The organism is Pseudomonas sp. GW821-FHT09C08 (assembly GCF_059418125.1).
In genome coordinates this window covers 644,407-670,514 of sequence record NZ_JBWKPG010000003.1, presented here as the reverse complement: position 1 = coordinate 670,514, position 26,108 = coordinate 644,407, and the positions used below count along the sequence as shown (strand labels likewise).

Annotated in this window: 26 protein-coding genes; 15 read left to right on the top strand and 11 right to left on the bottom strand. The window is 62.4% G+C overall.

Features of this window, described 5'->3' with window-relative positions; all coding sequences use genetic code 11:
- Nucleotides 1-149 precede the first annotated feature (149 nt).
- On the top strand, nt 150-1,034 hold the full coding sequence (rarD, locus tag AC07OJ_RS14130) for an EamA family transporter RarD (protein WP_065904709.1): 885 nt from the start codon (nt 150-152) through the stop codon (nt 1,032-1,034).
- A 222-nt stretch (nt 1,035-1,256) separates the two neighbouring features.
- Here the strand turns inward: rarD and AC07OJ_RS14125 are convergent, their stop codons facing one another.
- Nucleotides 1,257-1,769 carry a glycine cleavage system transcriptional repressor gene (locus tag AC07OJ_RS14125; protein ID WP_495094680.1) on the bottom strand — a complete coding sequence of 171 codons (513 nt, stop codon included), beginning with the start codon at nt 1,767-1,769 and terminating at the stop codon, nt 1,257-1,259.
- A 365-nt stretch (nt 1,770-2,134) separates the two neighbouring features.
- On the opposite strand from AC07OJ_RS14125, the gene AC07OJ_RS14120 reads away from it, so the two are divergent.
- The gene (locus AC07OJ_RS14120) at nt 2,135-4,312 is read left to right on the top strand and encodes a malate synthase G (protein ID WP_495094679.1); all 2,178 of its coding nucleotides are present in this window, start codon (nt 2,135-2,137) and stop codon (nt 4,310-4,312) included.
- 50 nt (nt 4,313-4,362) lie between these two features.
- On the opposite strand, the gene AC07OJ_RS14115 is transcribed toward AC07OJ_RS14120, so the two are convergent.
- Together AC07OJ_RS14115 and AC07OJ_RS14110 are read right to left on the bottom strand one after the other, a co-directional pair.
- Nucleotides 4,363-4,803 (bottom strand): hypothetical protein, encoded by a 441-nt coding sequence (locus AC07OJ_RS14115; protein ID WP_120450214.1) that lies wholly within the window; start codon nt 4,801-4,803, stop codon nt 4,363-4,365.
- A 126-nt stretch (nt 4,804-4,929) separates the two neighbouring features.
- Nucleotides 4,930-5,376 carry a response regulator gene (locus AC07OJ_RS14110; protein ID WP_065904718.1) on the bottom strand — a complete coding sequence of 149 codons (447 nt, stop codon included), beginning with the start codon at nt 5,374-5,376 and terminating at the stop codon, nt 4,930-4,932.
- Between the two features lie 245 nt (nt 5,377-5,621).
- On the opposite strand from AC07OJ_RS14110, the gene AC07OJ_RS14105 reads away from it, so the two are divergent.
- The 8 genes from AC07OJ_RS14105 to AC07OJ_RS14070 all read left to right on the top strand — a co-directional run bounded on the left by AC07OJ_RS14105 (nt 5,622) and on the right by AC07OJ_RS14070 (nt 14,567).
- The gene (locus AC07OJ_RS14105) at nt 5,622-7,544 is read left to right on the top strand and encodes a putative nucleotidyltransferase substrate binding domain-containing protein (protein WP_495094678.1); all 1,923 of its coding nucleotides are present in this window, start codon (nt 5,622-5,624) and stop codon (nt 7,542-7,544) included.
- Nucleotides 7,541-8,248, top strand: coding sequence for a 3'-5' exonuclease (locus tag AC07OJ_RS14100; protein WP_495094677.1), 708 nt, complete (start codon nt 7,541-7,543; stop codon nt 8,246-8,248). Before AC07OJ_RS14105 ends, AC07OJ_RS14100 begins: the two co-directional genes overlap by 4 nt.
- Before the next feature lie 100 nt (nt 8,249-8,348).
- A complete protein-coding gene (locus AC07OJ_RS14095; RefSeq protein WP_065904725.1) occupies nt 8,349-8,867 on the top strand; it encodes an RNA polymerase sigma factor in 519 nt (172 codons plus the stop codon).
- Complete coding sequence (locus tag AC07OJ_RS14090) at nt 8,864-9,832, top strand: FecR domain-containing protein (protein ID WP_495094676.1); 969 nt, start codon at nt 8,864-8,866, stop codon at nt 9,830-9,832. Before AC07OJ_RS14095 ends, AC07OJ_RS14090 begins: the two co-directional genes overlap by 4 nt.
- Before the next feature lie 233 nt (nt 9,833-10,065).
- A complete protein-coding gene (locus tag AC07OJ_RS14085; RefSeq protein ID WP_495094675.1) occupies nt 10,066-12,498 on the top strand; it encodes a TonB-dependent siderophore receptor in 2,433 nt (810 codons plus the stop codon).
- A 62-nt stretch (nt 12,499-12,560) separates the two neighbouring features.
- On the top strand, nt 12,561-13,664 hold the full coding sequence (locus AC07OJ_RS14080; RefSeq protein ID WP_065904730.1) for a PepSY-associated TM helix domain-containing protein: 1,104 nt from the start codon (nt 12,561-12,563) through the stop codon (nt 13,662-13,664).
- A complete protein-coding gene (locus AC07OJ_RS14075) occupies nt 13,661-13,858 on the top strand; it encodes a hypothetical protein (protein WP_106802451.1) in 198 nt (65 codons plus the stop codon). The genes AC07OJ_RS14080 and AC07OJ_RS14075 overlap by 4 nt, the downstream gene beginning before the upstream one ends.
- Nucleotides 13,859-13,937: 79 nt before the next feature.
- The gene (locus AC07OJ_RS14070) at nt 13,938-14,567 is read left to right on the top strand and encodes a glutathione S-transferase family protein (RefSeq protein WP_106802450.1); all 630 of its coding nucleotides are present in this window, start codon (nt 13,938-13,940) and stop codon (nt 14,565-14,567) included.
- Nucleotides 14,568-14,860: 293 nt separating this feature from the next.
- Here AC07OJ_RS14070 and creD read toward each other — a convergent pair whose 3' ends face one another.
- Genes creD through rloA2 form a run of 4 tightly spaced genes read right to left on the bottom strand, consistent with a single transcriptional unit; the run spans nt 14,861 to nt 18,902 of the window.
- Nucleotides 14,861-16,234 carry a cell envelope integrity protein CreD gene (creD, locus tag AC07OJ_RS14065; RefSeq protein WP_495094674.1) on the bottom strand — a complete coding sequence of 458 codons (1,374 nt, stop codon included), beginning with the start codon at nt 16,232-16,234 and terminating at the stop codon, nt 14,861-14,863.
- A 51-nt stretch (nt 16,235-16,285) separates the two neighbouring features.
- Nucleotides 16,286-17,725, bottom strand: coding sequence for a two-component system sensor histidine kinase CreC (gene creC / locus AC07OJ_RS14060; protein ID WP_065904741.1), 1,440 nt, complete (start codon nt 17,723-17,725; stop codon nt 16,286-16,288).
- The gene (gene creB / locus AC07OJ_RS14055; protein ID WP_065904742.1) at nt 17,725-18,393 is read right to left on the bottom strand and encodes a two-component system response regulator CreB; all 669 of its coding nucleotides are present in this window, start codon (nt 18,391-18,393) and stop codon (nt 17,725-17,727) included. Before creB ends, creC begins: the two co-directional genes overlap by 1 nt.
- A gap of 8 nt (nt 18,394-18,401) precedes the next feature.
- Complete coding sequence (gene rloA2 / locus AC07OJ_RS14050; RefSeq protein ID WP_065904748.1) at nt 18,402-18,902, bottom strand: retropepsin-like aspartic peptidase RloA2; 501 nt, start codon at nt 18,900-18,902, stop codon at nt 18,402-18,404.
- 172 nt (nt 18,903-19,074) lie between these two features.
- On the opposite strand from rloA2, the gene yihG reads away from it, so the two are divergent.
- On the top strand, nt 19,075-19,962 hold the full coding sequence (gene yihG / locus AC07OJ_RS14045; RefSeq protein ID WP_495094673.1) for a 1-acylglycerol-3-phosphate O-acyltransferase, YihG family: 888 nt from the start codon (nt 19,075-19,077) through the stop codon (nt 19,960-19,962).
- On the opposite strand, the gene AC07OJ_RS14040 is transcribed toward yihG, so the two are convergent.
- On the bottom strand, nt 19,959-20,531 hold the full coding sequence (locus AC07OJ_RS14040; RefSeq protein ID WP_065904752.1) for a DUF2780 domain-containing protein: 573 nt from the start codon (nt 20,529-20,531) through the stop codon (nt 19,959-19,961). The genes yihG and AC07OJ_RS14040 overlap by 4 nt on opposite strands.
- Nucleotides 20,532-20,658: 127 nt before the next feature.
- Here AC07OJ_RS14040 and AC07OJ_RS14035 point away from each other — a divergent pair, with 127 nt between their 5' ends.
- From AC07OJ_RS14035 to AC07OJ_RS14020, 4 genes are all read left to right on the top strand, one after another.
- Nucleotides 20,659-21,303, top strand: a complete 645-nt coding sequence (locus tag AC07OJ_RS14035) for an RNA polymerase sigma factor (protein WP_371920610.1) — start codon at nt 20,659-20,661, stop codon at nt 21,301-21,303.
- Nucleotides 21,300-21,977 carry an anti-sigma factor gene (locus AC07OJ_RS14030; RefSeq protein WP_065904756.1) on the top strand — a complete coding sequence of 226 codons (678 nt, stop codon included), beginning with the start codon at nt 21,300-21,302 and terminating at the stop codon, nt 21,975-21,977. Before AC07OJ_RS14035 ends, AC07OJ_RS14030 begins: the two co-directional genes overlap by 4 nt.
- Nucleotides 21,978-22,053: 76 nt before the next feature.
- Nucleotides 22,054-22,512, top strand: a complete 459-nt coding sequence (locus tag AC07OJ_RS14025) for an anti-sigma factor (protein ID WP_065904758.1) — start codon at nt 22,054-22,056, stop codon at nt 22,510-22,512.
- A 139-nt stretch (nt 22,513-22,651) separates the two neighbouring features.
- Entirely contained in the window at nt 22,652-23,056 is a 405-nt protein-coding gene (locus AC07OJ_RS14020) for a hypothetical protein (RefSeq protein WP_495094672.1), read from the top strand.
- A gap of 29 nt (nt 23,057-23,085) precedes the next feature.
- On the opposite strand, the gene fdhA is transcribed toward AC07OJ_RS14020, so the two are convergent.
- From fdhA to AC07OJ_RS14005, 3 genes are all read right to left on the bottom strand, one after another.
- Complete coding sequence (fdhA, locus tag AC07OJ_RS14015) at nt 23,086-24,285, bottom strand: formaldehyde dehydrogenase, glutathione-independent (RefSeq protein ID WP_034116135.1); 1,200 nt, start codon at nt 24,283-24,285, stop codon at nt 23,086-23,088.
- Between the two features lie 194 nt (nt 24,286-24,479).
- Complete coding sequence (gene purU / locus AC07OJ_RS14010) at nt 24,480-25,337, bottom strand: formyltetrahydrofolate deformylase (protein WP_005792124.1); 858 nt, start codon at nt 25,335-25,337, stop codon at nt 24,480-24,482.
- Nucleotides 25,338-25,462: 125 nt separating this feature from the next.
- Complete coding sequence (locus AC07OJ_RS14005) at nt 25,463-26,095, bottom strand: sarcosine oxidase subunit gamma (RefSeq protein ID WP_065904762.1); 633 nt, start codon at nt 26,093-26,095, stop codon at nt 25,463-25,465.
- Between the last annotated feature and the right edge of the window lie 13 nt (nt 26,096-26,108).

Sequence of the window (26,108 nt, the reverse complement as noted above, 5' to 3'; positions counted from 1 at the left end):
GGCTTGCCTGCGATGGCGTCACCTCGGCGTGCCTGATACACCGGGTTGCCTGCATCGCAAGCAAGCCAGCTCCACAGAAAAGCCAGTCCCACTGTCTGACAAAAATCCTTACAATCGCGCTTTGTTAGCTGCCTAAGCAAGGATTCTGCATGCACGCCGCCAACCCTCGCAAAGGGTACATTTTGGGCCTGAGCGCCTATGTCATCTGGGGTCTGTTCCCGCTCTACTTCAAAGCCATCGCCAGCGTACCCGCCGCCGAAATCATCGTGCACCGGGTACTGTGGTCGGCGCTGTTCGGTGGCGTGCTGCTGATGGTGTGGAAACACCCCGGCTGGTTCCGCGAACTGCGGGACAACCCCAAGCGCCTGGCGATCCTGGCCCTCAGCGGTTCGTTGATTGCGGGTAACTGGTTGACCTATGTGTGGTCGGTGAACAGCGGGCGCATGCTCGAAGCGAGCCTGGGTTACTACATCAACCCGTTGGTGAATGTGCTGCTGGGCATGCTGATCCTCGGCGAACGCCTGCGCCGCCTGCAGTGGGTCGCCGTAGGCCTGGCAGCGGTGGGTGTAGCCCAGCAGGTGTGGCAGGTGGGCAGCTTGCCGTGGGTGTCGCTGGTGCTGGCACTGACTTTCGGGTTCTACGGCCTGATCCGCAAGCAGGCACCCGTCAAGGCGTTGCCGGGGCTGGTGGTTGAGACCTGGATGCTGGTGCCGATTGCGGTGGCGTGGCTGCTGTTCAATCCGTCGGCGCACAGTGCGCAGCTGGAATTCTGGAGCACATCCGAGGCCTGGTGGCTGGTGGCCGCAGGCCCGGTCACGTTGATCCCGCTGGTGTGCTTCAACGCCGCTGCGCGGCATTTGCCCTACACCGCATTGGGCTTCCTGCAGTACGTAGCGCCGACGCTGGTGCTGCTGGAAGCCGTGCTGCTGTTCGGCGAACATCTGGCGCAAAGCACGCTGATCGCCTTCGCCTTTATCTGGGCCGGCCTGGTGGTCTACAGCCTGGACGCCTGGATGAGCGTGCGCAAACGCTGATCAAATAACGTACAACCCCCTGCAGGCCACGAATGGCGTGGCTTGCAGACATCCACCCCAAGGTTATCCACAACCTGATCCCCGCCATTTGTGCACAAGCCCTTGAAACTGCTCGTTTTTTGCTCAGCTCGCGAAGACGCACGCAGCGCGTGGCCTGGGGCCAGGTCTCTACAGGTTATCCACAGGCCCATGCAAGATTTCCATGCATAACCTTGTGCGTGGTTATTCCTCGTTGCGCAGTTCCACCATCAGGTCATCCGCCAGGGTTTCCAGGGATTCCTGCAACGTCTCCAGGGACACGTTCGACGGCACCTGCAGCAGGGCCTCGGCGCTGAACAGCAGGTCGCCGCTCATCGGCGCCGGGCGCACATCGGTGCTCAAGCGCTCGAGGTTGACCCCCTGCTTGCTCAGCAGCGCCGTGATCTCGCGCACGATGCCCGAACGGTCATTGCCCACCAGCGTCATCAGGATCGGTTTGGACGCCGACGCCTGCCCGCTGCTGCCCTCGCCCACCAGCACCCGAATGCCGTGGGTGGACAAGTCCTCCAGCGCGGCCACCAGGGCCTGACGGCTTTCCGCCGGCATACTGACGCGCAGGATCCCGGCAAACTGCCCAGCCATGTGCGCCATGCGGCTTTCCAGCCAGTTGCCGCCGTGCGCCGCGATGTTCTGCGCGATGCGTTCCACCAGGCCGGGTTTGTCGGCGGCGATAATAGTGAGTACAAGATGGTCCATGGCGAATTCCTCAGATGTTGTTGTTTTCTGCAGGAGCCGGCGTTCCGGCGACAGCGGCCTGATCATCGCCGCAAGGCTCAAGGGCCTCATCGCTGGCAAGGACTCAGCGTCCCCCCAGCTCTTACAAGGTGGACGCAGGCGTGGCCGAAAACAAATCGTGTACCATTTTTAGATTTATCTGGAACAATCTCATAGTTTTTTGAGAACATCCCGTTCTCCGCTGTGACCGTACGACCAAAGTGGGTCGCTAAACGACGTATTTAGTCTAATTTTCACAACCGCAAGTCATCATGTAGTATGCCCAACCGTGCACTACATAATGAAAATCTGAAACAGCGCATAAGCTCCGCAGAGTGAGGCAAGCAATGACTGAACACGTTCAAGTCGGTGGCCTGCAGGTCGCCAAAGTCCTGTTCGACTTCGTGAACAACGAAGCCATTCCCGGCACCGGCATCACTGCCGACCAGTTCTGGGCCGGCGCCGACAAGGTCATCCATGACCTGGCACCGAAGAACAAAGCCCTACTCGCCAAACGCGATGATTTCCAGGCGCGGATCGACACCTGGCACCAGACTCACGCCGGCCAGGCCCATGACCCGGTGGCCTACAAAGCCTTCCTGCAAGATATCGGATACCTGCTGCCAGAAGCCGCAGATTTCCAGGCAACGACCCAAAACGTCGATGACGAAATTGCCCGCATGGCCGGCCCCCAGCTGGTCGTGCCCGTGATGAATGCCCGCTTCGCCCTCAACGCCTCGAATGCGCGCTGGGGTTCGCTGTACGACGCGCTGTATGGCACCGACGCCATCAGCGAAGCCGACGGCGCCGAGAAGGGCAAGGGCTACAACAAGGTGCGTGGCGACAAGGTCATCGCCTTTGCCCGCGCTTTCCTCGATGAAGCCGCGCCGCTGACGGCCGGCAGTCACGTCGACTCCACCGGCTACAAGATCGTCGACGGCAAGCTGATCGTCAGCCTCAAGGGCGGCAGCAACAGCGGCCTGCGCGACGACGCCCAGTTGATCGGTTTCCAGGGCCCCGCGGCCGAGCCGATCGCGATCCTGCTCAAGCACAACGGCCTGCACTTCGAAATCCAGATCGACGCCAGCACCCCGGTCGGCCAGACCGACGCCGCCGGCGTCAAAGACGTGCTGATGGAAGCAGCGCTGACCACCATCATGGACTGCGAAGACTCCGTCGCCGCCGTCGATGCCGATGACAAAGTGGTGATCTACCGCAACTGGCTCGGCCTGATGAAAGGCGACCTGGCCGAAGAAGTGGCCAAGGGCGGCAAGACCTTCACCCGTACCATGAACGCCGACCGTGTCTACACCGGCGTGGATGGTCAGGACGTGACCCTGCATGGCCGTTCGCTGCTGTTCGTGCGCAACGTTGGCCACTTGATGACCATCGACGCGATCCTCGACAAAGACGGCAACGAAGTCCCGGAAGGCATTCTCGACGGCCTGCTCACCAGTCTGGCGGCGATCCACAGCCTCAACGGCACCAGCAGCCGCAAGAACAGCCGCACCGGTTCGGTGTACATCGTCAAACCGAAGATGCATGGCCCCGAAGAAGCTGCGTTCACCAACGAGCTGTTCGGCCGCATCGAAGACGTGCTGAACCTGCCGCGCAACACCTTGAAAGTCGGGATCATGGACGAGGAGCGCCGTACCACGGTCAACCTCAAGGCCTGTATCAAGGCCGCCAGCGAGCGCGTGGTGTTTATCAACACCGGCTTCCTCGACCGTACCGGTGACGAAATCCACACCTCCATGGAAGCCGGCGCGATGGTGCGCAAGGCGGCGATGAAGGCGGAAAAATGGATCGGCGCCTACGAAAACTGGAACGTCGATATCGGCCTGAGCACTGGCTTGCAGGGCCGTGCGCAGATCGGCAAAGGCATGTGGGCGATGCCCGACCTGATGGCCGCGATGCTCGAACAGAAGATCGCGCACCCGCTGGCCGGTGCCAACACCGCCTGGGTACCCTCGCCGACCGCCGCGGCGCTGCACGCGTTGCACTATCACAAGGTCGACGTGTTCGCCCGCCAGGCCGAACTGGCCAAGCGCGAGCGCGCCTCGGTGGACGATATTCTCACTATCCCGCTGGCGCAGAATACCGACTGGTCCGAGGAAGAGATCCGCAACGAACTGGACAACAACGCCCAGGGCATCCTCGGCTATGTCGTGCGCTGGATCGACCAGGGTGTGGGCTGCTCGAAAGTGCCGGACATCAACGACGTCGGCCTGATGGAAGACCGCGCGACGCTGCGTATCTCCAGCCAACACATCGCCAACTGGCTGCGCCACGGCATCGTCAATGAAGCCCAGGTGCTGGAAAGCCTCAAGCGCATGGCGCCGGTGGTGGACCGTCAGAATGCCGGGGATGCGCTGTACCGACCGCTGGCGCCGGATTTCGACAGCAACATTGCCTTCCAGGCCGCGGTGGAGCTGGTGATTGAAGGGACCAAGCAGCCGAATGGGTATACCGAGCCGGTGTTGCATCGTCGGCGTCGGGAGTTCAAGGCCAAGAATGGGCGTTGAGTAAACGCTGAAACGAAAAAAGCCCTGTTCGTGAGAACAGGGCTTTTTTCTTAGTGTGAAGACTTTTGAAAAACAAAAGTGGCCTCACCCGTGCCGCTGATAGTAACTTCTTGTCCCTGATGCTCAAACTTCAAATTGACGTAGTTAATATGATTTATGTACGTATCCGGAAGACCCGCAGACTCGGAAAAAACATAAAACGTCCCCGATATAGGCATTATAAAATAAACACCGTTTTCGTCTCTATAATCGATATTTCCTCGATGCTTCTCTATATCTCGAGGAAAGCCGAACTCGTACCGTTCATCCCGCGGAAACAGCGTATTCCCATACTCCGCTGTCAATGAACCAGCGCCATCCGTGATGACCGAAAAACTTCTCAAGCTTGCTTGTACATTGGAAGAATCAAAAAAGCGGGGCCTTTCATCCCTGATAACTAGAATTCTTGCGTTATTGCTAGCCACTTGATTTTTAGGCTGTTGAGTAGACATAACTAGCTCCTTTGGCGGGATAGGATCCTGGTTGAAGACCGGACCCTCCCGTGCAGTAAACTCGCTGACCACTTATTTGCCTACTGTGAGAATTGACAGTTCAAATAAAAAAAAGATAAACGGTACCTACTGCGCCATCCCCAATTCCCGCTTGACCATCTTCGCCAGCTTCACGCTATCAATCGGCTTGAGCAAGAAGTCCACCACGCTCAAATGCATTGCATCGATCACATCCGGGGCTTCGGCGTCTCCCGACATAATGATGATCGGCAACGCCGCACGGGTGGAACTGCGCACTTGGCGAATCAGTTCCAGGCCATTGCTGGGGGCCATGCGCAGGTCAGTGATGAGCAAACCGATGGAGCTGCTGGAGCTCAACAATTCCCACGCTGTCTTGCCGCTGTCGGCCGTCATGCAGCGAATACCGTCCAGGCCCAGGATCTCCGCCAGCAGTTCACGCGCATCCTTGTCGTCGTCAACAATCAACACGCGTTGTGGCGGTAAATCAGGCTCCAGCATCACGGCGCTCAGCGCCTCGCGCTCGGCATCACTCAAAATATCGTGGTCGGACATACAGTTCTCAGCAGTTCTCATCAATCTCCCAGCACACTCGTCAGACATCTGCGGAAGGGCGTTCAATGTGCACTTCGTCGGAAAGTTTGCCTAGTGGGCGTTCTACGGGGTTTGGACGATAGTCATGTAAGGTTTTTCCTTAGTTTTACGCCGTTTTCATCGACCTAGACTTACGTCCAATGGGCACCTGCCGCGCAGGAGTCGACCATGCAGGACGATAACGACAAAAAAATTGCGGTCATGTTATGAGTAAAGCTGATGCCTTCGCCCAAGCGGGGAAAACTGCTGTATTGCAGAACATCCACGGCACCCTGCAGTTCCTGCAACGCTTCCCACCGTTCAACCAGATGGAGCACGCACACCTGGCGTTCCTGGTGGAGCAGTGTCAATTACGCTTCTTCGGCCCCGGCGAGAGCATCCTCAAACCGTCGGGCGGGCCGGTGGAGCACTTCTACATCGTCAAGCAAGGTCGCGTGGTGGGTGAACGGCCGGACTCGAAGCAAGCCACCTTCGAAATCACCGCCGGCGAGTGCTTCCCCCTCGCCGCGCTGTTGGGCGAGCGGGCCACACGGACCGAGCACAAGGCCGCCGAAGACACCTTTTGCCTGCAACTGAACAAGCCGGCCTTTATCAAGCTGTTCGCCCTTTCCAGCCCGTTTCGCGACTTTGCCCTGCGCGGCGTCAGCAGCCTGCTGGACCAGGTCAACCAGCAGGTGCAGCAAAAAGCCGTGGAAACCCTCGGCACCCAATATTCCCTGAACACCCGCCTGGGCGAGTTGGCCATGCGCCACCCGGTCACCTGCAGCCCGCAAACGCCGCTGCGTGAGGCGGTGACGCTGATGCACGAGCAGCAAGTCGGCAGCATTGTGATCGTCGATGAACACAAGGCGCCGCTGGGGATTTTCACCCTGCGCGATTTGCGCCAGGTGGTGGCCGATGGCACCAGCGATTTCAGCCAGGGCATCGACGCCCATATGACCCAGGCGCCGTTCTTCCTGACCCCGGACCACAGCGCGTTCGACGCTGCCATCGCCATGACCGAACGGCATATCGCCCACGTTTGCCTGGTCAAGGAAAAGCGCCTGTGTGGCGTGGTGTCCGAGCGCGACCTGTTTTCCCTGCAGCGGGTCGACCTGGTGCACCTGGCACGCACCATCCGCAACGCGCCCCGGGTGGAGAACCTGGTGGCGATTCGCGGCGAGATCGGCCAGTTGGTCGAGCGCATGCTGGCCCACGGCGCGTCGTCGACGCAGATCACCCACATCATTACGCTGCTCAACGATCACACCGTGTGCCGGGTGATCGAGCTGACCCTGGCGGAAAAAGGCGACCCAGGCGTGCCCTTCAGTTGGCTGTGTTTTGGCAGCGAAGGCCGCCGCGAGCAGACGCTCTTCACCGACCAGGACAACGGCATCCTGTTCGACGCCAAGGACGCCGTCGAGGCTGCGATCCTGCGTGGGCGCCTGCTGCCCCTGGCGCAGCAGATCAACCAAAGCCTGGCGCTGTGCGGCTTCAGCCTGTGCAAGGGCAATATCATGGCCGGCAACCCCGAGCTGTGCCTGTCACGGGCCGAATGGGCGCGGCGCTTCGGCGCGTTTATTCGCGAGGCGACGCCGGAGAACCTGCTGGGTTCGAGCATTTATTTCGACCTGCGCGTGGTGTGGGGCGATGAGCGCGGCTGCGAACAACTGCGCCAGGGCATTCTCGATCAGGTCGCGGATAACCGGCTGTTCCAGCGCATGCTGGCGGAAAACGCCTTGCGCCAGCGCCCGCCCGTAGGACGCTTCCGTGATTTTGTGCTGTCGCGCAAAGGTGCGGAAAAAGCCACCCTCGACCTCAAGGTCCAGGGCTTGACGCCCTTCGTCGACGGCGCGCGATTGCTCGCCCTGGCCAATGGCATCCACGCCAATAACACCCTGGAGCGCCTGCGCCAGTTGGTGGTCAAGGAGGTGATCGAGCCGCTCGACGGCGCCGCCTACGAAGAGGCCTATCACTTCATCCAGCAAACCCGCATGCAGCAGCATCAGTTGCAGACCCGGGAAAACCAGCCGTACTCCAACCGCGTCGACCCTGACAGCCTCAACCACCTGGACCGCCGCATCCTGCGTGAGTCCCTGCGCCAGGCCCAGCGCCTGCAAAGCAGCCTGACCTTGCGGTACCAGCTGTGAGCCTGTTCGGCTGGCTGCGCGCGGCTAAACCCGGGCTCGATGCCGCGCAGCAACAACGCCTGGCGCAATTGCCCAAGCCAGCGGCCCTGGGCGGCGGTCCGCTGCGCAGTCAGCGCTGGGTGGTGGTGGACCTGGAAACCAGCGGCCTGAACCTCAATCGCGACCAGGTGCTGTCGATCGGTGCAGTGGTCATCGAGGACGGCGCGGTGGATTTCTCCCAGCTGTTCGAGCGCACCTTGCACCGCGCCGACACCAAGCTCAGCCCCAGCGTGCTGATCCACGGCCTGGGCCCGAGTGCAATTGCCGCGGGCAGTGATCCGGTTGAAGCGCTGCTGGATTTCATGGCGTTTGTCGGCGACAGCCCGCTGCTCGCGTTCCACGCGCCATTCGATCAGCACATGCTGTGCCGGGCGCTCAAGGACAGCCTGGGCTATCGCCTGGCCCACACGTTTCTGGATGTGGCCGACATCGCCCCACTGCTGTGCCCCGAAGCGCACATCCGTGAAGCCGGGCTGGATGACTGGATCCATCACTTCAACCTGCAGGTGGGCGAACGCCATCATGCCAGCGCCGACGCCCTGGCCACGGCGGAGCTGATGCTCATCCTATTGAGCCGTGCGCGCCAGCAGCAGATCGACACGCCCCAGGCGCTGCAAAAGCGTTTGAGCCAATGGAAACGGCGTAAACAGGCGCCATCGTTTTAATGTCATCTCCCGACAGACGCCAATTGCGCCCACCCCACGCCTCTGACACAATCGCGAATAATTCTCGTTAGTTTAAACCTCTTGTTTATTCGGTGATGCCTTGTCGTCGGTCCAGAACCCACACAGTGAGCTTGTTGGCGCGTTGTATCGCGACCATCGTGGCTGGCTGTTGGCCTGGCTGCGGCGCAATGTGGCCTGCCCGAGCCGCGCCGAGGACCTGAGCCAGGACACCTTCATGCGCCTGCTCGGCCGTGACGAGTTGCGCGCACCCCGCGAGCCGCGTGCCTTCCTGGTGGCAATCGCCAAAGGGTTGTTGTTCGACTACTTCCGTCGCGCAGCGCTGGAACAGGCGTACCTCAGCGAATTGATGCTGATCCCGGAAAGCGAACACCCGTCGCCCGAAGAACAGCAGTTGATCCTCGAAGACCTCAAGGCCATCGACCGCCTGCTCGGCAAGCTGTCGAGCAAGGCCCGCGCGGCCTTCCTCTACAACCGCCTGGATGGCCTGGGCCACGCGGAAATCGCCCAGCGCCTCGGCGTCTCCGTGCCGCGCGTGCGCCAATACCTGGCCCAGGGCATTCGCCAGTGCTACATCGCCCTGTATGGCGAGCCGCTGTGAGCGTGATCAGTTCCAAACCCGTGTCGGCCCGTGTGCTGGATGCGGCGATCGCCTGGCAACTGTCGCTGGATTCGGGCGACGGCAGCGCGGTGGAGCGCGAGGAATTCGACAAATGGCTAGCCAGCGATGAAGAGCACGCCCGCGCCTGGCGCCAACTGGGCATGCTCGACCAGCGCTTCAGCGTGGCCTCGGGCCCGGCGCGGGTGGCGTTGCTGCAGTCGCGCGAGGGCATTCGCCAGCGCGTGCGCAAACTCGGCAGCGGCCTGGCGAGCATTGCGCTGGTGTGCGGCCTGGCGCTGTTTGCCGGCGAACGCTACGTGCCGATCCACTATTGGCTGGCCGACCAACGCACGGCCACCGGTGAACAGCGCACGCTGAAACTGGCGGACGGCACGCTGATCAACCTCAATACCCACAGCGCCATCGATGTGCGTTTCGATGACAAGCGCCGGCTGATTGTGCTGCAGGAAGGCGAAATCCTCATCGAGACCGGCCACAACGATGCGCGCCCGTTCTACGTGCAAACCCGCGACGGCAACCTGCGGGCGCTGGGCACGCGGTTTATCGTCAAGCGCGAAGACCACGCCACGCGCCTGAGCGTGCTGCAGTCGGCAGTGGGCGCCCAGCCCGAGGCATTGCCGCAGGAACAGATCTTCAAGGAAGGCCAGCAAGTGCTGATGCGCAGTGACGGCCTTAGTCCTACGCTGGCCGTCACCCCCGCTACCGATGCGTGGACGCGCGGCATGCTGGTGGTCGAAAACGCCCGTCTCGGCGATGTGGTGGCCGAGCTTGGCCGCTACCGCACCGGTCATTTGGGTGTGGATAAAAGCGTGGCGGACCTGCGCATCACCGGCAGCTTCCCGTTGCATGACACCGACCTGGCCCTCAACGCGCTGCTGCCGACCCTGCCGGTGCAGATCCAGCAGCACACGCCGTGGTGGGTGACGGTGACCGCCAAGCCTTAGCTCAGGCGGGGCCTGGGCCATGGCTATCGCGGGCAAGTCGAATCGTCGTACCGCCCCTCCCACAGGTTGATGTGCGAATACCTCAAATGTGGGAGGGGCGGTACGACGATTCGACTTGCCCCCGATGAGGCCCTCAAACCCACCACAAAAAATATTTTGATCCTGCCCTATCACTTTTCGATTCTCGCTCGGCACATAGGCAATTGCGAATTACTTCCATTCAGGAGCCGCCCATGTCCCGCACGCTAGACACCTTGTTGCGCCCCAGCCTGTTAGCCGTGGCGATTGCCCTTTGCACGCCGCTGGCGAGCACCGCGCTGATCGCCGCCGAGCAGTCCGCCAGCGTGCGCGCGTACAACCTGCCGGCTGCGCCGCTGTCCAGCACCCTGAACCAGATCGCCAGCCAGGCCGGCCTGGCCTTGACCCTCAACCCGGCGTTGGCATCGGGCAAGACCTCGGCGCCGGTCCAGGGCCAGTTCGATGCCCCGGGCGCGCTGCGTGAGGCACTGCGTGGCACCGGGCTGCAGTTGGAGCAAAGCAGTGCGGGGACTTATTCCCTGGTGGCGATCCCGGAAGGCGTGATGGCGCTGCCGGTCACCAACATCACCGGGCAAGAGGGCAACCAGGAAAGCGCCTGGGGCCCGGTGCAAGGCTACCTGGCCACACGCACCGCCGCCGGCACCAAGACCGACACCGCCCTGGTGGAAGCGCCGCGCTCGATCTCCGTGGCGACCCGCGAGCAGATGCAGGACCGCAACGTGCAGAACCTGGATGACGCGGTCAAATACATGCCCGGCATCGTGTCCGCCAGCTACGGCAGCGACACCCGTTATGACTGGATGCGCGTGCGCGGCTTCGAACCCACCCAGTTCCTCGACGGCCTGCCCCTGCCGCGCGGCGTGTATGCCAACCCCAAAGCCGAGACCTGGAACCTCGACCGCATCGCCCTGCTGCGCGGCCCGGCCTCGTCGGTGTATGGCCAGACCCCGCCAGGCGGCCTGCTGGACATGGTCAGCCGCCGTCCGAGCGCCGAATCGAGCAATGCCATCCAGGTGCAATACGGCAGTGACAACTACCGCCAGATCAACTTCGCCAGCACCGGCAAGATCGACGATGAAGGCCAGTTCCTCTATGGCGTCAGCGGCGTGGTGCGCGATGCCGGCACCCAGGTCGACCACATCGACAACAAACGCTACAACATCGCGCCGAGCCTGACCTGGAACATCGACACCGACACCAAGCTGACCCTGCTGTCGCAGTTCACGCGTGACGATACTGGCACCACCAGTCAATTTCTGCCGATCCAGGGCACCAAGATCAAGCTCCCCCAAGGCGAGGTTTCCCACCACAAGAACCTCGGCGACCCCGACTATGAGTTCTACGACCGCACCTACTACGCCCTGGGTTATGCGTTCGAGCATCGCTTCAACGATACCTGGCAGTTCAAGCAAAACCTGCGCTATACCAAGTCTGAGCTGTCGTTCCAGCAACTGACGGTCGGTTCCTATATCTACTCCCCGGCTGACGCCAACGGCAATATCAGCCGCTCGAGCACCAACGTTGACGAGGACATCGGCCAGTTCGCAGTGGATAACAATTTCCAGGCTGACTTCGCCACGGGCGACATCACCCACACGGTACTGCTGGGCCTGGACCACCAGCGCACCGACACCTCCTTCCGGACGATCTACGGCACGGCGTCGAACATCAATATTTTCAACCCGATCAACACCGTGCCCACCCTGCGCCCGACGGACGTCACGCCGTACTACGACTACAACCAGAAAACCATCCAGACCGGCCTCTACGCACAAGACCAGATGGCCCTCGACAACTGGCGCCTGACCCTGGGTGGGCGTGAGGACTGGGTGCACCAGGGCACCACCTACTTCAACAAGCTGGACGCGACCAACACTGACCGCAGCAAGAACTTCAGCGGCAACGCGGCGCTCAGCTATGTGTTCGATTCGGGCTTCGTGCCCTACCTGTCGTACGCCGAGTCGTTCCAACCGGCGAGCAACGCCAGCGTCGACCCCGTCAAGTCGTACAAGCCCACCGAAGGCAAGCAATGGGAACTGGGGATCAAGTACCAGCCACCTGGCTCCAATACGCTGCTGAGTGCGGCGGTCTACGACTTGACCCAGAAAAACGTGCTGGTGACCCGGATCGGCGCGGGTAACCAATCGATCACCGACCAGGCCGGCGAAGTGAAGGTCAAGGGCCTGGAACTGGAAGCGGTGTCCGACGTGACCGAAAACCTCAAGGTCATCGCCGCCTACACCCTGTCCAAGTCCGAAGTGCAAACCGGTATCTACAAAGGCAACCGCCTGCAACTGATCCCCAACCAGCAAGCCTCGCTGTGGACCGACTACACCTGGCACACCGGTGTACTCGATGGCTTCGGCATCGGCTTCGGCGCGCGCTACACCGGCAACACTTATGGCGACCAAGGCAACACCTGGACGGGCAAGGCCAACGCCTACACCGTGTTCGACGGCGCGGTTCACTACGACCTCGGCCGCCTGGACAACAGCCTCAAAGGCGCCTCGGTGAAACTCAACGCCACCAACCTGTTCAACAAGGACTACATTTCCACCTGCGATGGCTCCTACTGCTACTTCGGCGACCAACGCAGCGTCGTCGCCAGTGCCACCTACCAGTGGTAATCGACTGAGTTAACCATCAGGCCGTCCTCCGGGGCGGCTTTGGTGCGCCTGAAGGCTGGAAAATGAAAAGTAAAACCATCCGCCGCTGGTCCTTTATCCACACCTGGACCAGCCTGGTCTGCACGGTGTTCCTGCTGCTGCTCGCCCTGACCGGGCTGCCGCTGGTGTTCCACCACGAAATCGATCACCTGCTGGGCAACGAGCCAGAACTGGCGCAGATGCCCGCCGATACGCCGCAGCTCAACCTTGAACAGCTGGTGGCCAAAGCGCAGGCCCATCGCCCTGGCGAAGCCATGCAATACCTGGCGTGGGACGAGGACGACAAGAACGGTGTGATCGCGATCATGGCTGCGACGGCCGGCACCGAACCCAACTCGTCGCACACTTTCATGCTTGATGCGCGCACCGGCGACGCTGTCGAAATGCCCTCCGCGAATGGCGGGCTGACCCTGTTCCTGCTGCGCCTGCATGTGGATATGTTCGCCGGCCTGCCGGGCAAGTTATTGCTGGCGTTCATGGGCATTCTGTTTGTGCTGGCCATCGTGTCGGGCACGGTGCTGTACCTGCCTTTCATGCGCCGCTTGAAGTTCGCCACCGTGCGCCAGGACAAATCCACCCGCCTGCGCTGGCTCGACCTGCACAACCTGATCGGCGTGGTCACCCTGACCTGGGCGCTGGTGGTGGGCGTCACCGGCGTGATCAGCGCCTGTGCCGACCTGATCATCGCAGCCTGGCGCCAGGACAGCCTCAGCGCCATGATCGAGCCGTACAAACATGCCCCGCCGCTGACCCAGCGCGCGCCCGCCACCGAGCTGCTGAGCATTGCCGCCCAGGCCGCGCCCGGCATGCAGCCGGACTTCATTGCCTTCCCCGGCACACGCTTTTCCAGCGAGCACCACTACGCGGTGTTCATGAAGGGCAGCACGCACCTGACCTCCCACCTGCTGACGCCGGTGCTGATCGACGCCAGCACCCTGGCCGTCACCGCCATCGCCGAACGGCCGTGGTACATGGACGCCATGGGCATGTCCCAGCCCCTGCACTTTGGCGATTACGGCGGCATGCCGATGAAAGTCCTCTGGGCGGTACTGGATGTGCTGACCATCATCGTGCTGATCAGCGGGATTTACCTGTGGATCGTCAGGCGCAAGGCGGGCAAGGCATGAAGCCACGGCAGTCGAATTTCTGGAAAGTGTTTGGCATTCCGCTGGGGATTGGCCTGCTCAGCGCCGCCGGGTTGTTTGCGGCGTTGCTGGGGGATGGGTGGTGGGATTCGCTCAGTTGGGTGGGGCTTGGGATACCTGCGGTGATCGGTGTATGGGCCCTCCTGCGGAAGCCGGCTTGCCGGCGAAAACCCTGAGAGTACCGCGTCAAATCTGATGCACTGCGCTATCGTAAGCGTCCTTCGCGAGCCCGCTCGCCCCTCCAGAGGAATGCCCATGTCTGTGCCCAGCATGACCTTGTTCCACAACCCCGCTTCACCGTTTGTTCGCAAAGTTCGCGTGCTGCTGATCGAAACCGGCCAGCAGGACCGCGTGGCGCTGCACGGCTGCATGCCGACGCCGGTCAACCCGGATGCGCAGGTGGTGCAAGGCAACCCCGTGGGCAAGATCCCGGCCCTGCGCCTGGCTGACGGCAGCGTGCTGCATGACAGCCGGGTGATCCTCGATTACTTCGACCACCAGCATGTCGGCAACCCGCTGATCCCCCGCGACGGCTCGGCCCGCTGGCGGCGCCTGACCCTGGCCTCGATGGCTGACGGCATCATGGATGCGGCCGTACTGGTGCGTTACGAGTCGGCCCTGCGTCCGGCGGAAAAGCACTGGGCGCCGTGGCTCGACGAGCAACGCAACAAGATCCGCCGCACCCTCGCCGAGCTGGAACAGGACGCCATCGCCGAGCTGACCAGCCACTTCGACATCGCCTCGATCAGCGTCGCTTGCGCCCTCGCCTACCTCGACTTCCGCCACCCCGATATGCACTGGCGCGCGGCCAACCCACAGCTGGCCGCCTGGTACGCCGAGGTCAGCCAGCGGCCTTCGATGCTGGAGACCCAGCCGCCGGTATAGCCCTGTTGCCATCTGCCCCTGTGGCGAGCGGGCATCTTGTGGTGACCGAACTCCCTGTGGCGAGCGGGCTTGCCCCGCGTTGGGCTGCGAAGCGGCCCCATCAGGTCACCGCGTTTTATCCGATGAAACTCATGTCAGGTTTTGGGGCTGCTGCGCAGCCCAACGCGGGGCAAGCCCGCTCGCCACAGAAAACCCGCTCACGACAGGAGGCTCGCCCGCCACAACCACGGGGAACAGCCGGTTGATCCTCGCCACCAACTGCGCCTTCACTCGCTGATCCTCACGCAAGCCGATCATTGCACGTCCTCCAGGTCGAACTGCAACGGCTCGGCGACCTTGCGCTTGCCCACGCCGTACCAATCCAATTTGCGCGTCAGCACCATCACCGTCCCCAGCAGGCCAAACAGCAACAGCGAGCCCATCAGCAGCGCGTAATCCTCGGCACTCAACAACCCGTACAACAAGCCATACAACGCCGCCAATCCAGCGGAAAAGCCCAGGCCATGGGCGACGCTGCGCAGCACGTGGCACACATAAAATCCGATCAGCAACACACAGGCACTCGCCGAGATCAGGTAGGCCAGCGCAAAGCCCAGGTGCTCGGACAACGACAACAGCAGCAGGTAGAAAAACGCCAGCGCAAAGCCCACCAACGCATACTGGACCGGGTGCACCGCCAGGTTCTTGAGCACTTCGAAGAGGAAGAAACCGGCAAAGGTCAGGGCAATGAACAGCAGCGCGTATTTGATCGCGCGGTCGCTCTTGAGGTACTGGTCCACCGGATCGATGAAGTTCACGCCAAAGCTGCGATTGTTGAAGTCGTTGCAGCCCTGGCTGTCCAGGCAGGTCTGCAGGGCCTGCTCAAGGTTGGTGGAGAAGAACGAAGTCTGCCAGCTGGCGCTGAAGCCTTGATCGGTGACTTCGCGCTGGGTCGGCAGGAAGTTGCCGATGAAGCTGGGGTGCGGCCAGTTGGAGGCGAGCGAGACCTGGCTGGTCTTGCCCACGGGCACCACTCGCAGTTGTTCGGTGCCTTGCAGGCGCAGGTCGAAAGCGAAGTCCACCACGGCCGGTTTTTTGCTGTCCTGTTCGGGCAGTGCCACATGCACGCCCTCTCCCAGCCAGTCCACTTGGGAGCCCGGCGAGAACTCCAGGCGCTGGCTGCCCAGCTCGAGTTTCAGCGCGTTTTCGATACCACGAATATCACTGATGCCCACCGACAGGAATGCCGGTTCGAAGCGGTAATCGGCAAAGTCTTCGGTGATCCCCAACTGCGCAGGCAGCTCGAAACGCCCGCTGATGCGGGTGTCGGCATGGAACAGCCGCGCCTGGTAGATGCCCCGGGCACGCAGTTCGGTTTGCACCTTGCCGTCGAGTTCGAAACGGTCCGGCAGGAAATACAGGCGACCGCGCTCCTCACGGGTGACCTCGTAGCGTTTGTTGAGCTTTTCATTGAGTTTCCACTCGCGCACGGTCTTGCGATACGGCACCACCATCACCGGTCCGGTGAGGCGCTGGGCATAGCTGGAGCTGCGCGCAATGTCCATCAGGACGCCGTCGCGCAGTTGCTGGCGGTCGCCGATAATGCCGTTGATCATCAGCAACGGAATCAGCAACAGCAGGATCAGCAGCGCAATCGCGCCAAGTTTGAAAAGCAGGCTGCGGTTCATGGGTCTCTCCCTGTTTTGATGGGCAGAGCATGAGCCGCGCGTGTGGGGGATTTATGTGGGCAATGTGGAGACTGTGTGGAGATGCAGCACCACCTGGACGCCACCCGGCACATTGCCGATCTGCAACGCGCCGCCGTGCAGCTTCATCACTTCCTCGACAAAGTTGAGGCCCAGGCCAGTGCTTTTGCGCCCGCTGGCCGGGCGTGGCAAGGAGTAGAATCGCTCGCTCAGACGCGGCAAGGCGTAGTCGGGAATCGGCGCGGCCTGGTTGAACAGGCTGACCTGCACCGCGTGGTGCTGTGTCTGCGCACTGAACCTCAAGGTGCCGCCGGACGGGGTGAAGTCCAGGGCATTCTCGAGCAGATTGCCCAGGGCCTGGCGAAGCAGAAAAGGTTCGCCGAACACTTTCACGTCGGCGCCGATCGTTTGTTCGATGTGCAGGCCGGCGCCTTCGATACGCGCGCATTGGGCCAAGAGAACCTCATCGACCAAGCCGGCCAACGGCAGGCTGACCTGTTCTTCCAGGCCCTGGCGTTGCTCCACTTGCGCCAGGTTCAGCAGGCGCTCGATCAACTGCTGCAGGCGCGCGCTCTCGCTGTCGATATTGCCAACGAAACGCTGCTGTTGCTCGCGGCTCATATCGCCCTGCAACAGCTCCGCCGCGCCGCGAATCGCGGCCAATGGGCTTTTCAATTCATGGGTCAGGGTGTGCACGTAATGCTCGACGTAGGCCTTGCCCTCCAGCTGCGTGCGCATATGCTCCACGGCGGTGGACAGCTGCTTGAGCTCGCCGCCGCGGTAATGCGGCAACTCGGCACGCCGGCCTTCGCTGACCGCCTGCGCATAGGCCGTCAACCGGTGCAGGGCCCTGCTCAGCCACCATGACAACACTGCCCCCAGCAACAGGCCAAGCACCACCAGCCCGGCGCCGTACCAGAGCAGCCGCCGCTCGGTGCGATCGACATACGGCTGCAGTGAGCTGTTGGGCTTGGCCACCGTGACCACGCCAATGATCTGGCCGTTATCGCGGATCGGCGCGCCCACGTGCATCACCGATGAGGCCGGGTCGTCCAGTTCGCTGCGGGTGGAACGCGCGCCGTATTCGCCGCGCAGGGTCAGGTACACGTCGTTCCATTTCGAGTAGTCCTGGCCCACCGCTTCGCCGCTGGAATCGAGCAGCACGGTGCCCTTGGCATCGGTCACGTAGATACGGTGGTTGACCTGGTTTTTCGGCAGGCCCCAGATGGTCGCGCCCGGCTGGCGATTGCCGTAGGCCTTGAGCAGCTGCGGCCAGTGGCTCTGGCCGAGGGTGTGGTTTTTCACGTCATCACGCAGGATCTCGGCCAGCAGGTTGGCGGTGTCCACCAGGGTTTCTTCGGTGGACTGGCGCACGCCGGGGCGGATTTCCTTCATCACCGTGCTAAGCACGAAGTAGCCGGTCAGGCCGATGAACAGCGCATACACCAGGAAAATCCGCAGCCCCAGGCGCATCAGCTGTTGCCCGGGCTATAGCTGTAGCCGAGGCCGCGATGGGTCTGGATCGGCTCGGCGTCCGCCGCAATGCCACGCAATTTGCTGCGCAGGCTCTTGATGTGGCTGTCGATATTGCGCTCGTAGCCGGCATCCGCCGCCACGCCCACCGCGTCCAGCAACTGCTCGCGGCTGAACACGCGCTCGGGTTGCTCCAGCAGGCTCTGCAGCAGGCGGAACTCATGGCGCGTGAGGCTCAGGGGTTGGCCGCGATAACTGATCTGCATGCGCTCCAGGTCAACCTGGAACACGGCGGGAGCCACGCCAGGGCCGACCCTCTTGAGGATCGCCCGCACCCGCGCCGCCACTTCCCGCGGGCTGAACGGCTTGACCACATAATCGTCGGCGCCGATCTCCAGGCCCACCACGCGGTCGATCTCGCCATCGCGCGCACTCAGGAACATCACCGGCACTTCGCTGAAACGCCGCAATTGCTTGCAGGTCTCAAAGCCGGTGATATCCGGCAGGCCGATGTCGAGGATGATCAGGTCGGCCGGTGTTTGCCGTTGATAGGCCAGCGCTTCCTGGCCAAGGCTCAGCCAGGTGGTGGTGAAGCCCTCACCTTGCAGGGCAAAGATCAGCGTGTCGGCTATCGCCGCTTCGTCTTCGACAATCAGGATGTGCGGCATGGGTTCGATCAGCAGTCCGGTTTGTCAGCGGTATAGCGACGGGCCGGGTTCACCGCTGCACCAAACTCGCGCAGGGCCTTGGCGCCGATCAGCAACGGGTAGTTGAAGCTGCTGCGGTCGGTCAGGTTGACCTCGACGGTGCGCTTGACGTCGCCCAGGCACATTTCCAGGTCGATCACCGGACGCTTGGCCACGCTGGCTTCGTCCTTGTCGTCGTCTTCGTCGGCGCGGCTCTTGATCTTGCTGATGCGCGACACTTTGTGTTCGTAGACTTTGTTGCTGGCGTCCTTGCCGCCGAGGCGGAAGCGCACCCAATCGTCGCCGTCACGGGTGAAGGTCTCGATGTCACGGGCCGACAGCGAAGCGGTCAGCGCGCCGGTGTCCATCTTGGCCTTGAAGGTTTCGCCGATCTCCGGCAACTGGATGTATTCGTAGCGACCGTAAAGGGTCGGCTCGGCAGCCATGACGGGCAGGGCAACCAGGGCGAGCGAGGCAAGGAGCAGTTTCACGAAGTGGTTCCTCGGAAAGAAGTAGGCGGATTCTAGACCGCAAAGGGGGCACTTAGTTAGCTGATCCGAGCATACCGGGCACATTGTGAAACATTCGTCCGGTGATTTGAGATTTGGCCTGCAGACCAAGCTCTCTTATCATGACCCGCCCACACGATCCCAAGAGTTGCTTATGCGCCGCCTGCTCACCGGCTGTTTCGTTACCCTGCTGCTGTTGCTCAACACCCTGGTGCTGTTCGGGCCATTGATGGTGTTTGCCCTGCTCAAGCTGGTGGCTCCCGGACGTTTTCGCGACTACGCATCCTGGGCGGTAATGTGGATCGCCGAGACCTGGGCCGAGATCGACAAGCTTATTTTCTCGTGGTGCATCCCGACCCGCTGGGACATTCGCGGCGGCGGCGACCTGCGCGGCGACACCAGCTACCTGGTGATCAGCAACCATCAATCGTGGGTGGATATCCCCGCGCTGATCCAGGCCCTCAACCGGCGCACGCCGTTCTTCAAATTCTTCCTGAAAAAAGAACTGATCTGGGTGCCCTTCCTCGGCCTGGCCTGGTGGGCGCTGGATTACCCGTTCATGAAGCGCTACACCAAGGCTTTCCTGGCCAAGCACCCCGAGCTGGCCGGCCAGGACCTGAAGATCACCAAAGAGGCCTGCGAGCTGTTCAAGCGCCAGCCGGTGACGGTGGTCAATTACCTGGAAGGCACGCGGTTCACCCCGGCCAAGCGCAAACAGCAGGCCTCGCCGTTCGAGCGTCTGCTCAAACCCAAGGCGGGTGGCGTGGCGTTTGTATTGGCGGCGATGGGTGAACAACTGGACGCCGTGCTCGACGTTACGGTCGTCTATCCCCAGGAGAAGATCCCGGGCTTCTGGGACTTGATCTGCGGCTCGGTGCCGACGGTGATCATCGATATCCAGACCCGCGAGCTGGATCCGGCGTTGTGGCAGGGCGATTACGAAAACGATCCGGTGTTTCGCCAGACCGTCCAGAACTGGGTGAACCAGCTCTGGCTGGAGAAAGACGCGCGCATCGCCCAACTGCGCGCGGAAAACCCTTAACTGCCGGTGCCCCACGCCTGGGCCAGTTTGCCCAACACGGAGCTGCTGGCGCCCTGGCCGCCCAGGTACTGCAGGATCACCGGGGCAAACTGGCCGACCATGCCGCTGTCCATGCCCAGTGCGCTGAACGCGGTGTTCAGGTCATTGGTGTTTTTCACATTACCCAGCAGGCCATCCAGGCCGCTGGTCTTGCTGCCGCCGGTCTGGCCGAGCATCCCGCTCAAGGCCCCGAGGCTGCCCAACGCGTTGTTGCCCGACAGCTGATCCAGGCCCGGCACGCTCTTGCCCAGTTGCGAGTAGTCGGTGCTGCTCAGTTGGTTCTTGGCCAGGCCGAGCATCGCGCCGGTGCCGCCGACCGCTTGCTCGGGGGTGACATTCAATTGCGAGGTCAATGCGCTCAGCAGGCCGGCCGTCTCGGACGACGGTGCGGCGGCAGCGGCTTTGTTGTTGCCCCCCTGCATGCCGGAAATGGCATTGGCCGCATCGCCAAGGCTGAACCCTGCGGCGAACACCGGGCCGGCCGCCAGGGTCATCAGGCAGGAAAGGGCGAAACCGCGTGAAATCTTCATCGAAACAACCTCTGGATATAGGTGCGAAAGCAGGCGTTTGACTGGGTAGCCCGGGGGATTGTTCCCAGTGCATCCAATCCCCCGTCTGCTGCGTATAACCCCCACACACCTGTTGAGGACGACGCCGGTGAATGGAACGCACGCGCAACCTGGACTACCCTCTGCCTGCCACCGCTTGCACGTGCAGTCCCACCGCCCTGTCGCCAGGGCCTGGAGAAGCCCTATTTCCACTTCCGACGCTGACCCGCTGCGGCCCCTGCTGGCCCAATGCGCCCTGGGCAACCGCCAGGCGTTCGAAACCCTCTACCGTACGGTTTCACCGCGGCTGCACGGCGTTGCCTTGCGTTTCATGGGGCGCCCGGACCTGGCTGAAGAGGTGCTGCAGGAAGCCTTCGTGCGTATCTGGTACAACGCCTCGCGCTACGAGGCCCACCTGGCGGCGCCGATGACCTGGATGGTGAACATCACCCGCAACCTGGCCATCGACCAACTGCGCAAACGCCGTGAACAACCGTTGGCAGATGGCCAACAGGACGCCCTGCTCGATGACGGCCCCAGTACCTTCGAACAGCTCGACAGCGAGCGCGAGGCCCGCGCGCTGAACCGCTGCCTCGACACGCTCGACGGCATGCAGCGCCAATCGATCACCGTGGCTTACTTCCAGGGCCTGTCGTGCTCGGAATTGGCCGACCATCTGGCCGCGCCGCTGGGTTCGGTCAAGTCCTGGATTCGTCGCGGCATGGAACGCCTGCGCAGGTGCCTTGAATCATGAACTACCAGACCACTCCCCTGCGCCGCGCCCTGGCGGGCGACTACGCCATCGGCCTGATGCCCGCTACCGCCCGCCGCCGGTTTGAGGCCCTGCTGCTCGACGACGCCGCATTGCGCGTGGAACTCGGCCATTGGCAGGCGGCCCTGGCCAGCCTGACCGGGACCCTGCCCGAACGGCCGGTGCCCGATCACGTGTGGGAAGGCATCCAGGCGCGGATCGAGCCGCAGGTCCTGCACCTGCCGGCGAAGAAACCGTTGTGGCTGAACCTGCGGCTATGGGCGGCCGCCTTCGGGATTGTCATCGCGGTGCTGGTGGGCGTGCTGTACCAACGCGACCTGGGCGTGGAATACAACGCCACACTCGTCGCTGCCAACCAGCAACCGGCGCTGCAGATCAAGGCGTTTGCCGATCACCTGCAAGTGGAGCCGCTGGCGTTGGCCGCGCTTGAGCCGACGCGCGACCTGGAATTGTGGGCCATCCAGCCCGGTGGCAAACCGATCTCGCTGGGCCTGGTGCCGACGGCAGGCAGGGGCCGGATTCAGCTGAGCCCGGCACAGCAAGCCTTGCTTGCCGCACCGCTGACCCTGGCCGTGAGCCTGGAGCCGCGCGGCGGTTCGCCCACCGGGCAGCCGACCGGACCGGTGCTGTATCAGGGCCAATTGGCATCACTTTGAGCGCCAACCGGTTCAGGAACCCATCGCGTAAACCAGGGTCCATGACAGGACTGAAAGCCCTGTCAGGACCCTCTTCATGAGCGCGACACGCCCCACTATCATCGAGCCCAAACCCCCTTTCTGGAGCCGTCCGCGCCTGTTCATCGGCGTCTGCGTGGCCGTGATCGCCGGCCTCGGCGGCGCGTTCTACACCCAGGACAACGTCAAGTCTGCCGCCACCCTGGTGACCACCACCCAGCAGCCGGCGGCGCAGGTCATGGCGCACAAGGATTACCTCGAAGTCGAACCGATCGCCACAACAGCGCCCGAGCCCGATCGCAGCCTGGAACTGTGGGCCATGCCCGAAGGGGGCAAACCGGTCTCCCTGGGGCTATTGCCGGAAGACGGCAAAGGCATCATCGGTCTCAACCCGCGCCAGCAGGCAAGCATCCGCCAGCCGGTGGCGTTACTGGTGAGTTCGGAGACCAAGGGCGGCTCGTTGAGCAAACAGCCGACAGGGCCGACGGTGTATCAGGGCGCGCTGGCAGTGCGTTGAGTTGGCCTTTTGCGTGTCTCGCGATAAAAGCCCATCGATTAATCGCGATCTGTTCTAGAAAACTGTGATTTCTCACAGTAGCCGACGACGCAAAACCACCCGCAGCATAAAGCTTCCCGCGCGCCACAGGAGGTGGGCCATGAACAGCGCAATGTCTGCCGGTGTGTTCGTCACGATCGCACTGATGGGCCCTGCCCACGCGGCGGCAACTTCCACCTGCCCGCCGATCCAGGACATCAAGCAAACGGCAATGGCCAACGGCGGTTACCGCTACGAAACCTCACAGCCTGACGCGCTCACCTGGACAGGCGAAAACCCGCAGGCGGCGGTGTCGGACCTGACTGACTCGACCTTCCACGATGCCCGTTACGACATGAACAGCAAGGCCGTCATTTGCACCTACAAAGGCCCCATGAATAACGACGTCAGCGTTTCGGTAACGGCACCTGTCGTTGATTGGAACCTTACGCCCACCAGAGGCGAGTGGAGAGGCACCTATTGCGAAGCCCTGGACCGTTCCAGGTGTGAATTTACGCACCACTGAAAAGGGCGACTTGAAGTCGCCCTTTTTTATTACGCCGCGCTGAACAACTTGTGCGGATCGATCACAAATTTCTTCGGCACACCCGCATCGAACTCGCCGTATCCGCGCGGTGCATCATCCAGGCTGATCACCTGCACACCGACGATCTCGGCAATGTTGATACGGTCCCACATGATCGCCTGCATCAGCTGGCGGTTGTACTTCATCACCGGCGTCTGCCCGGTGTGGAAGCTGTGGGATTTGGCCCAGCCCAGGCCAAAGCGAATGCTCAGGCTGCCCATTTTCGCGGCGGCGTCGACGGCGCCCGGGTCTTCGGTCACGTAGAGGCCGGGGATACCGATCTTGCCCGCCACGCGCACCACGCCCATCAGCGAGTTGAGCACGGTGGCCGGGGCCTCCGCCTTGGCGCCTTCATGGCCGTGGCCACGGGCTTCGAAGCCTACGGCGTCGACGGCGCAGTCCACTTCCGGCTCGCCCAGCAGCGCGGCGATCTGTTCGTGCAGCGGGGTGTCCTTGGACAGGTCGGCAATCTCAAACCCCTGGGCCTTGGCGTGGGCCAGGCGGATCGGGTTGACGTCACCGATGATCACCACCGCCGCGCCCAGCAGGCGTGCCGAGGCCGCTGCAGCCAGGCCGACCGGGCCAGCGCCGGCGATGTAGACAGTGCTGCCAGGGCCGACACCGGCCGTCACGGCGCCGTGGTAACCGGTAGGTAGGATGTCGGAGAGGCAGGTCAGGTCGCGGATTTTCTCCATGGCCTTGTCGCGGTCCGGCAGTTTCAGCAGGTTGAAATCGGCGTACGGCACAAGCACGTACTCGGCCTGGCCGCCGGTCCAGTCGCCCATGTCGACATAGCCATAGGCGCCCCCCGCACGTGCCGGGTTGACGGTCAGGCAGACGCCGGTGTGTTGCTCCTTGCAGGAACGGCAGCGGCCGCACGCCACGTTGAAGGGGACGGAGACCAGGTCACCGATCTTGAGGTTTTCGACGTCGCTGCCCTTCTCGATCACTTCGCCGGTGATCTCGTGACCGAGCACCAGGCCGGTCTGGGCGGTGGTGCGGCCGCGCACCATGTGTTGGTCGGAGCCGCAGATGTTGGTGGAGACCACGCGCAGGATGACGCCGTGCTCGATCTTCCTGCCACGGGGGTCCTGCATTTTGGGATAGTCGATTTTCTGTACTTCGACCTTGCCGTTGCCGAGATACACGACACCACGATTACCAGACATGCTTTCACCTCGCTGTTGTTTTTATGGAACCGCGTTGCCCAGGCAGGCAGCGCGTTTAAGTGCTCGGGTACAGATGCTGTTTTTGCGTTGTTGCTGATGGCCCTTTCGCGAGCAAGCCCGCTCCCACATTCGACCGGGTCCCACCTTTGGAATGCGGTCGAATGTGGGAGCGGGCTTGCTCGCGAAGGCGTCCATCAAAGCACCACCGTGCGATTGGCATTCAAAAACACCCGCCGCTCAATGTGATACCCCACGGCCCGGGCCAATGTCAGGCCTTCGATATCCCGTCCCTTGGCAATCAAGTCCTCGGGATAGTGGCTGTGGTCCACCACCTCCACGCCCTGGGCGATGATCGGGCCCTCGTCCAAATCGTTGTTGATGTAATGCGCCGTGGCGCCGACCAATTTCACGCCCTTGTTGTAGGCCTGGTGATAGGGCTTGGCGCCCTTGAATCCCGGCAGCAACGAGTGGTGGATATTGATCGCCTTGCCATCCAGCTTGCGGCACAGCTCCGGCGACAGCACTTGCATGTAGCGCGCAAGGATCACCAGCTCTGCCCCCGTGTCTTCCACCACTTGCCACACCTGCCGCTCCTGGGACGGTTTGTCATTGGGGTCGAGGGGGAAATGGTAGTAGGGAATCTGGTGCCAGTCGGCCAAAGGTTTGAGATCGGGGTGATTGGAGACCACCGCGACCACATCCATCGACAGCTGGCCGATGCGCTGGCGGTACAGCAGGTCATTCAGGCAGTGATCGGCCTTGGAGACCATGATCACCACTTTTGGCCGGTAGTTCGGCGCCGTCAGCTCGAAGATCATGCCAAAGGCTTCACCGCGCGTGGCCAGGCCATCGCGGAAAGCCTGCTCGTCAAAGCCGTCGGGCTGGCGGAATTCCACGCGGATAAAAAATCGGCCCGAGAGGCGGTCATCGAACGAATGGTGCTCGGTGACGTAGCACCCCTGCTCGAACAGATAGCGGGTGACCGCGTCCACCGTGCCGAGCACGCTGGGGCAGTCGGCGGTCAAAATCCATGTATCGGGTGCGCGGCTCATAGTGCATGACTCCTTGATCGTTCCCACGTTCTGCGTGGGCATGCCGCCATGGACGCTCTGCGTCCGCTCTTGGGACGCAGGGCGCCCCGGGATGCATTCCCACGCGGAGCGCGGGAACGATCATGTCAGGCTTGAACGTTGAGGCCGAATTCGGCCGAGGCATCCTGCAGCCACAACCACCAGTAGTCCGAGAAGCTGCGACGAATCACCAGCTCCCAGGTGTCTTCAGCGGTATGGCGGATCACCAGTTGCGACTTGGCGAACACCGTGCCCACCGCCTTGCCCACCGGGAAGTTGTTGGGGTGTACGTCGTAGCTGGTGGACTTCATGAGCACGTCGCGCACATTCGGGCCGCTGAGCTCGAGGATCTGCTGGCCGCCGCTGACGTTGACGATCTGGATATGCAGCTCGCCCAGCGCCTCGCGCAAACTTTTCTCGGCGGCGAACTCTTCACCGCTTGGCACGACCAGTAGCCACTCATCCGGGCCGAGCCATTGCAGGCTGGTTTCGCCGTTGACGATCACTTGCAGGGCGCCAGGCAACTCGATGCCCAGGGCCTTGTGCACGCCGGCGGCGAAGGCGGCATCGTGGCCATCGCCACGGATGGTCAGGTGGCCGAGGAGTTTCTTTTCACGCACGGTCACGCCGGCATTCTTGCGGCCCTTGCCGACCAGGCTGGCGAGGTCGGCATGGTGCAGCGACGACTCGGCCTTGGCGCCGGTGGTGGGGCGTTGTTGGTAAACATTGGCTGCTGTCATAAAGCACCTGTGT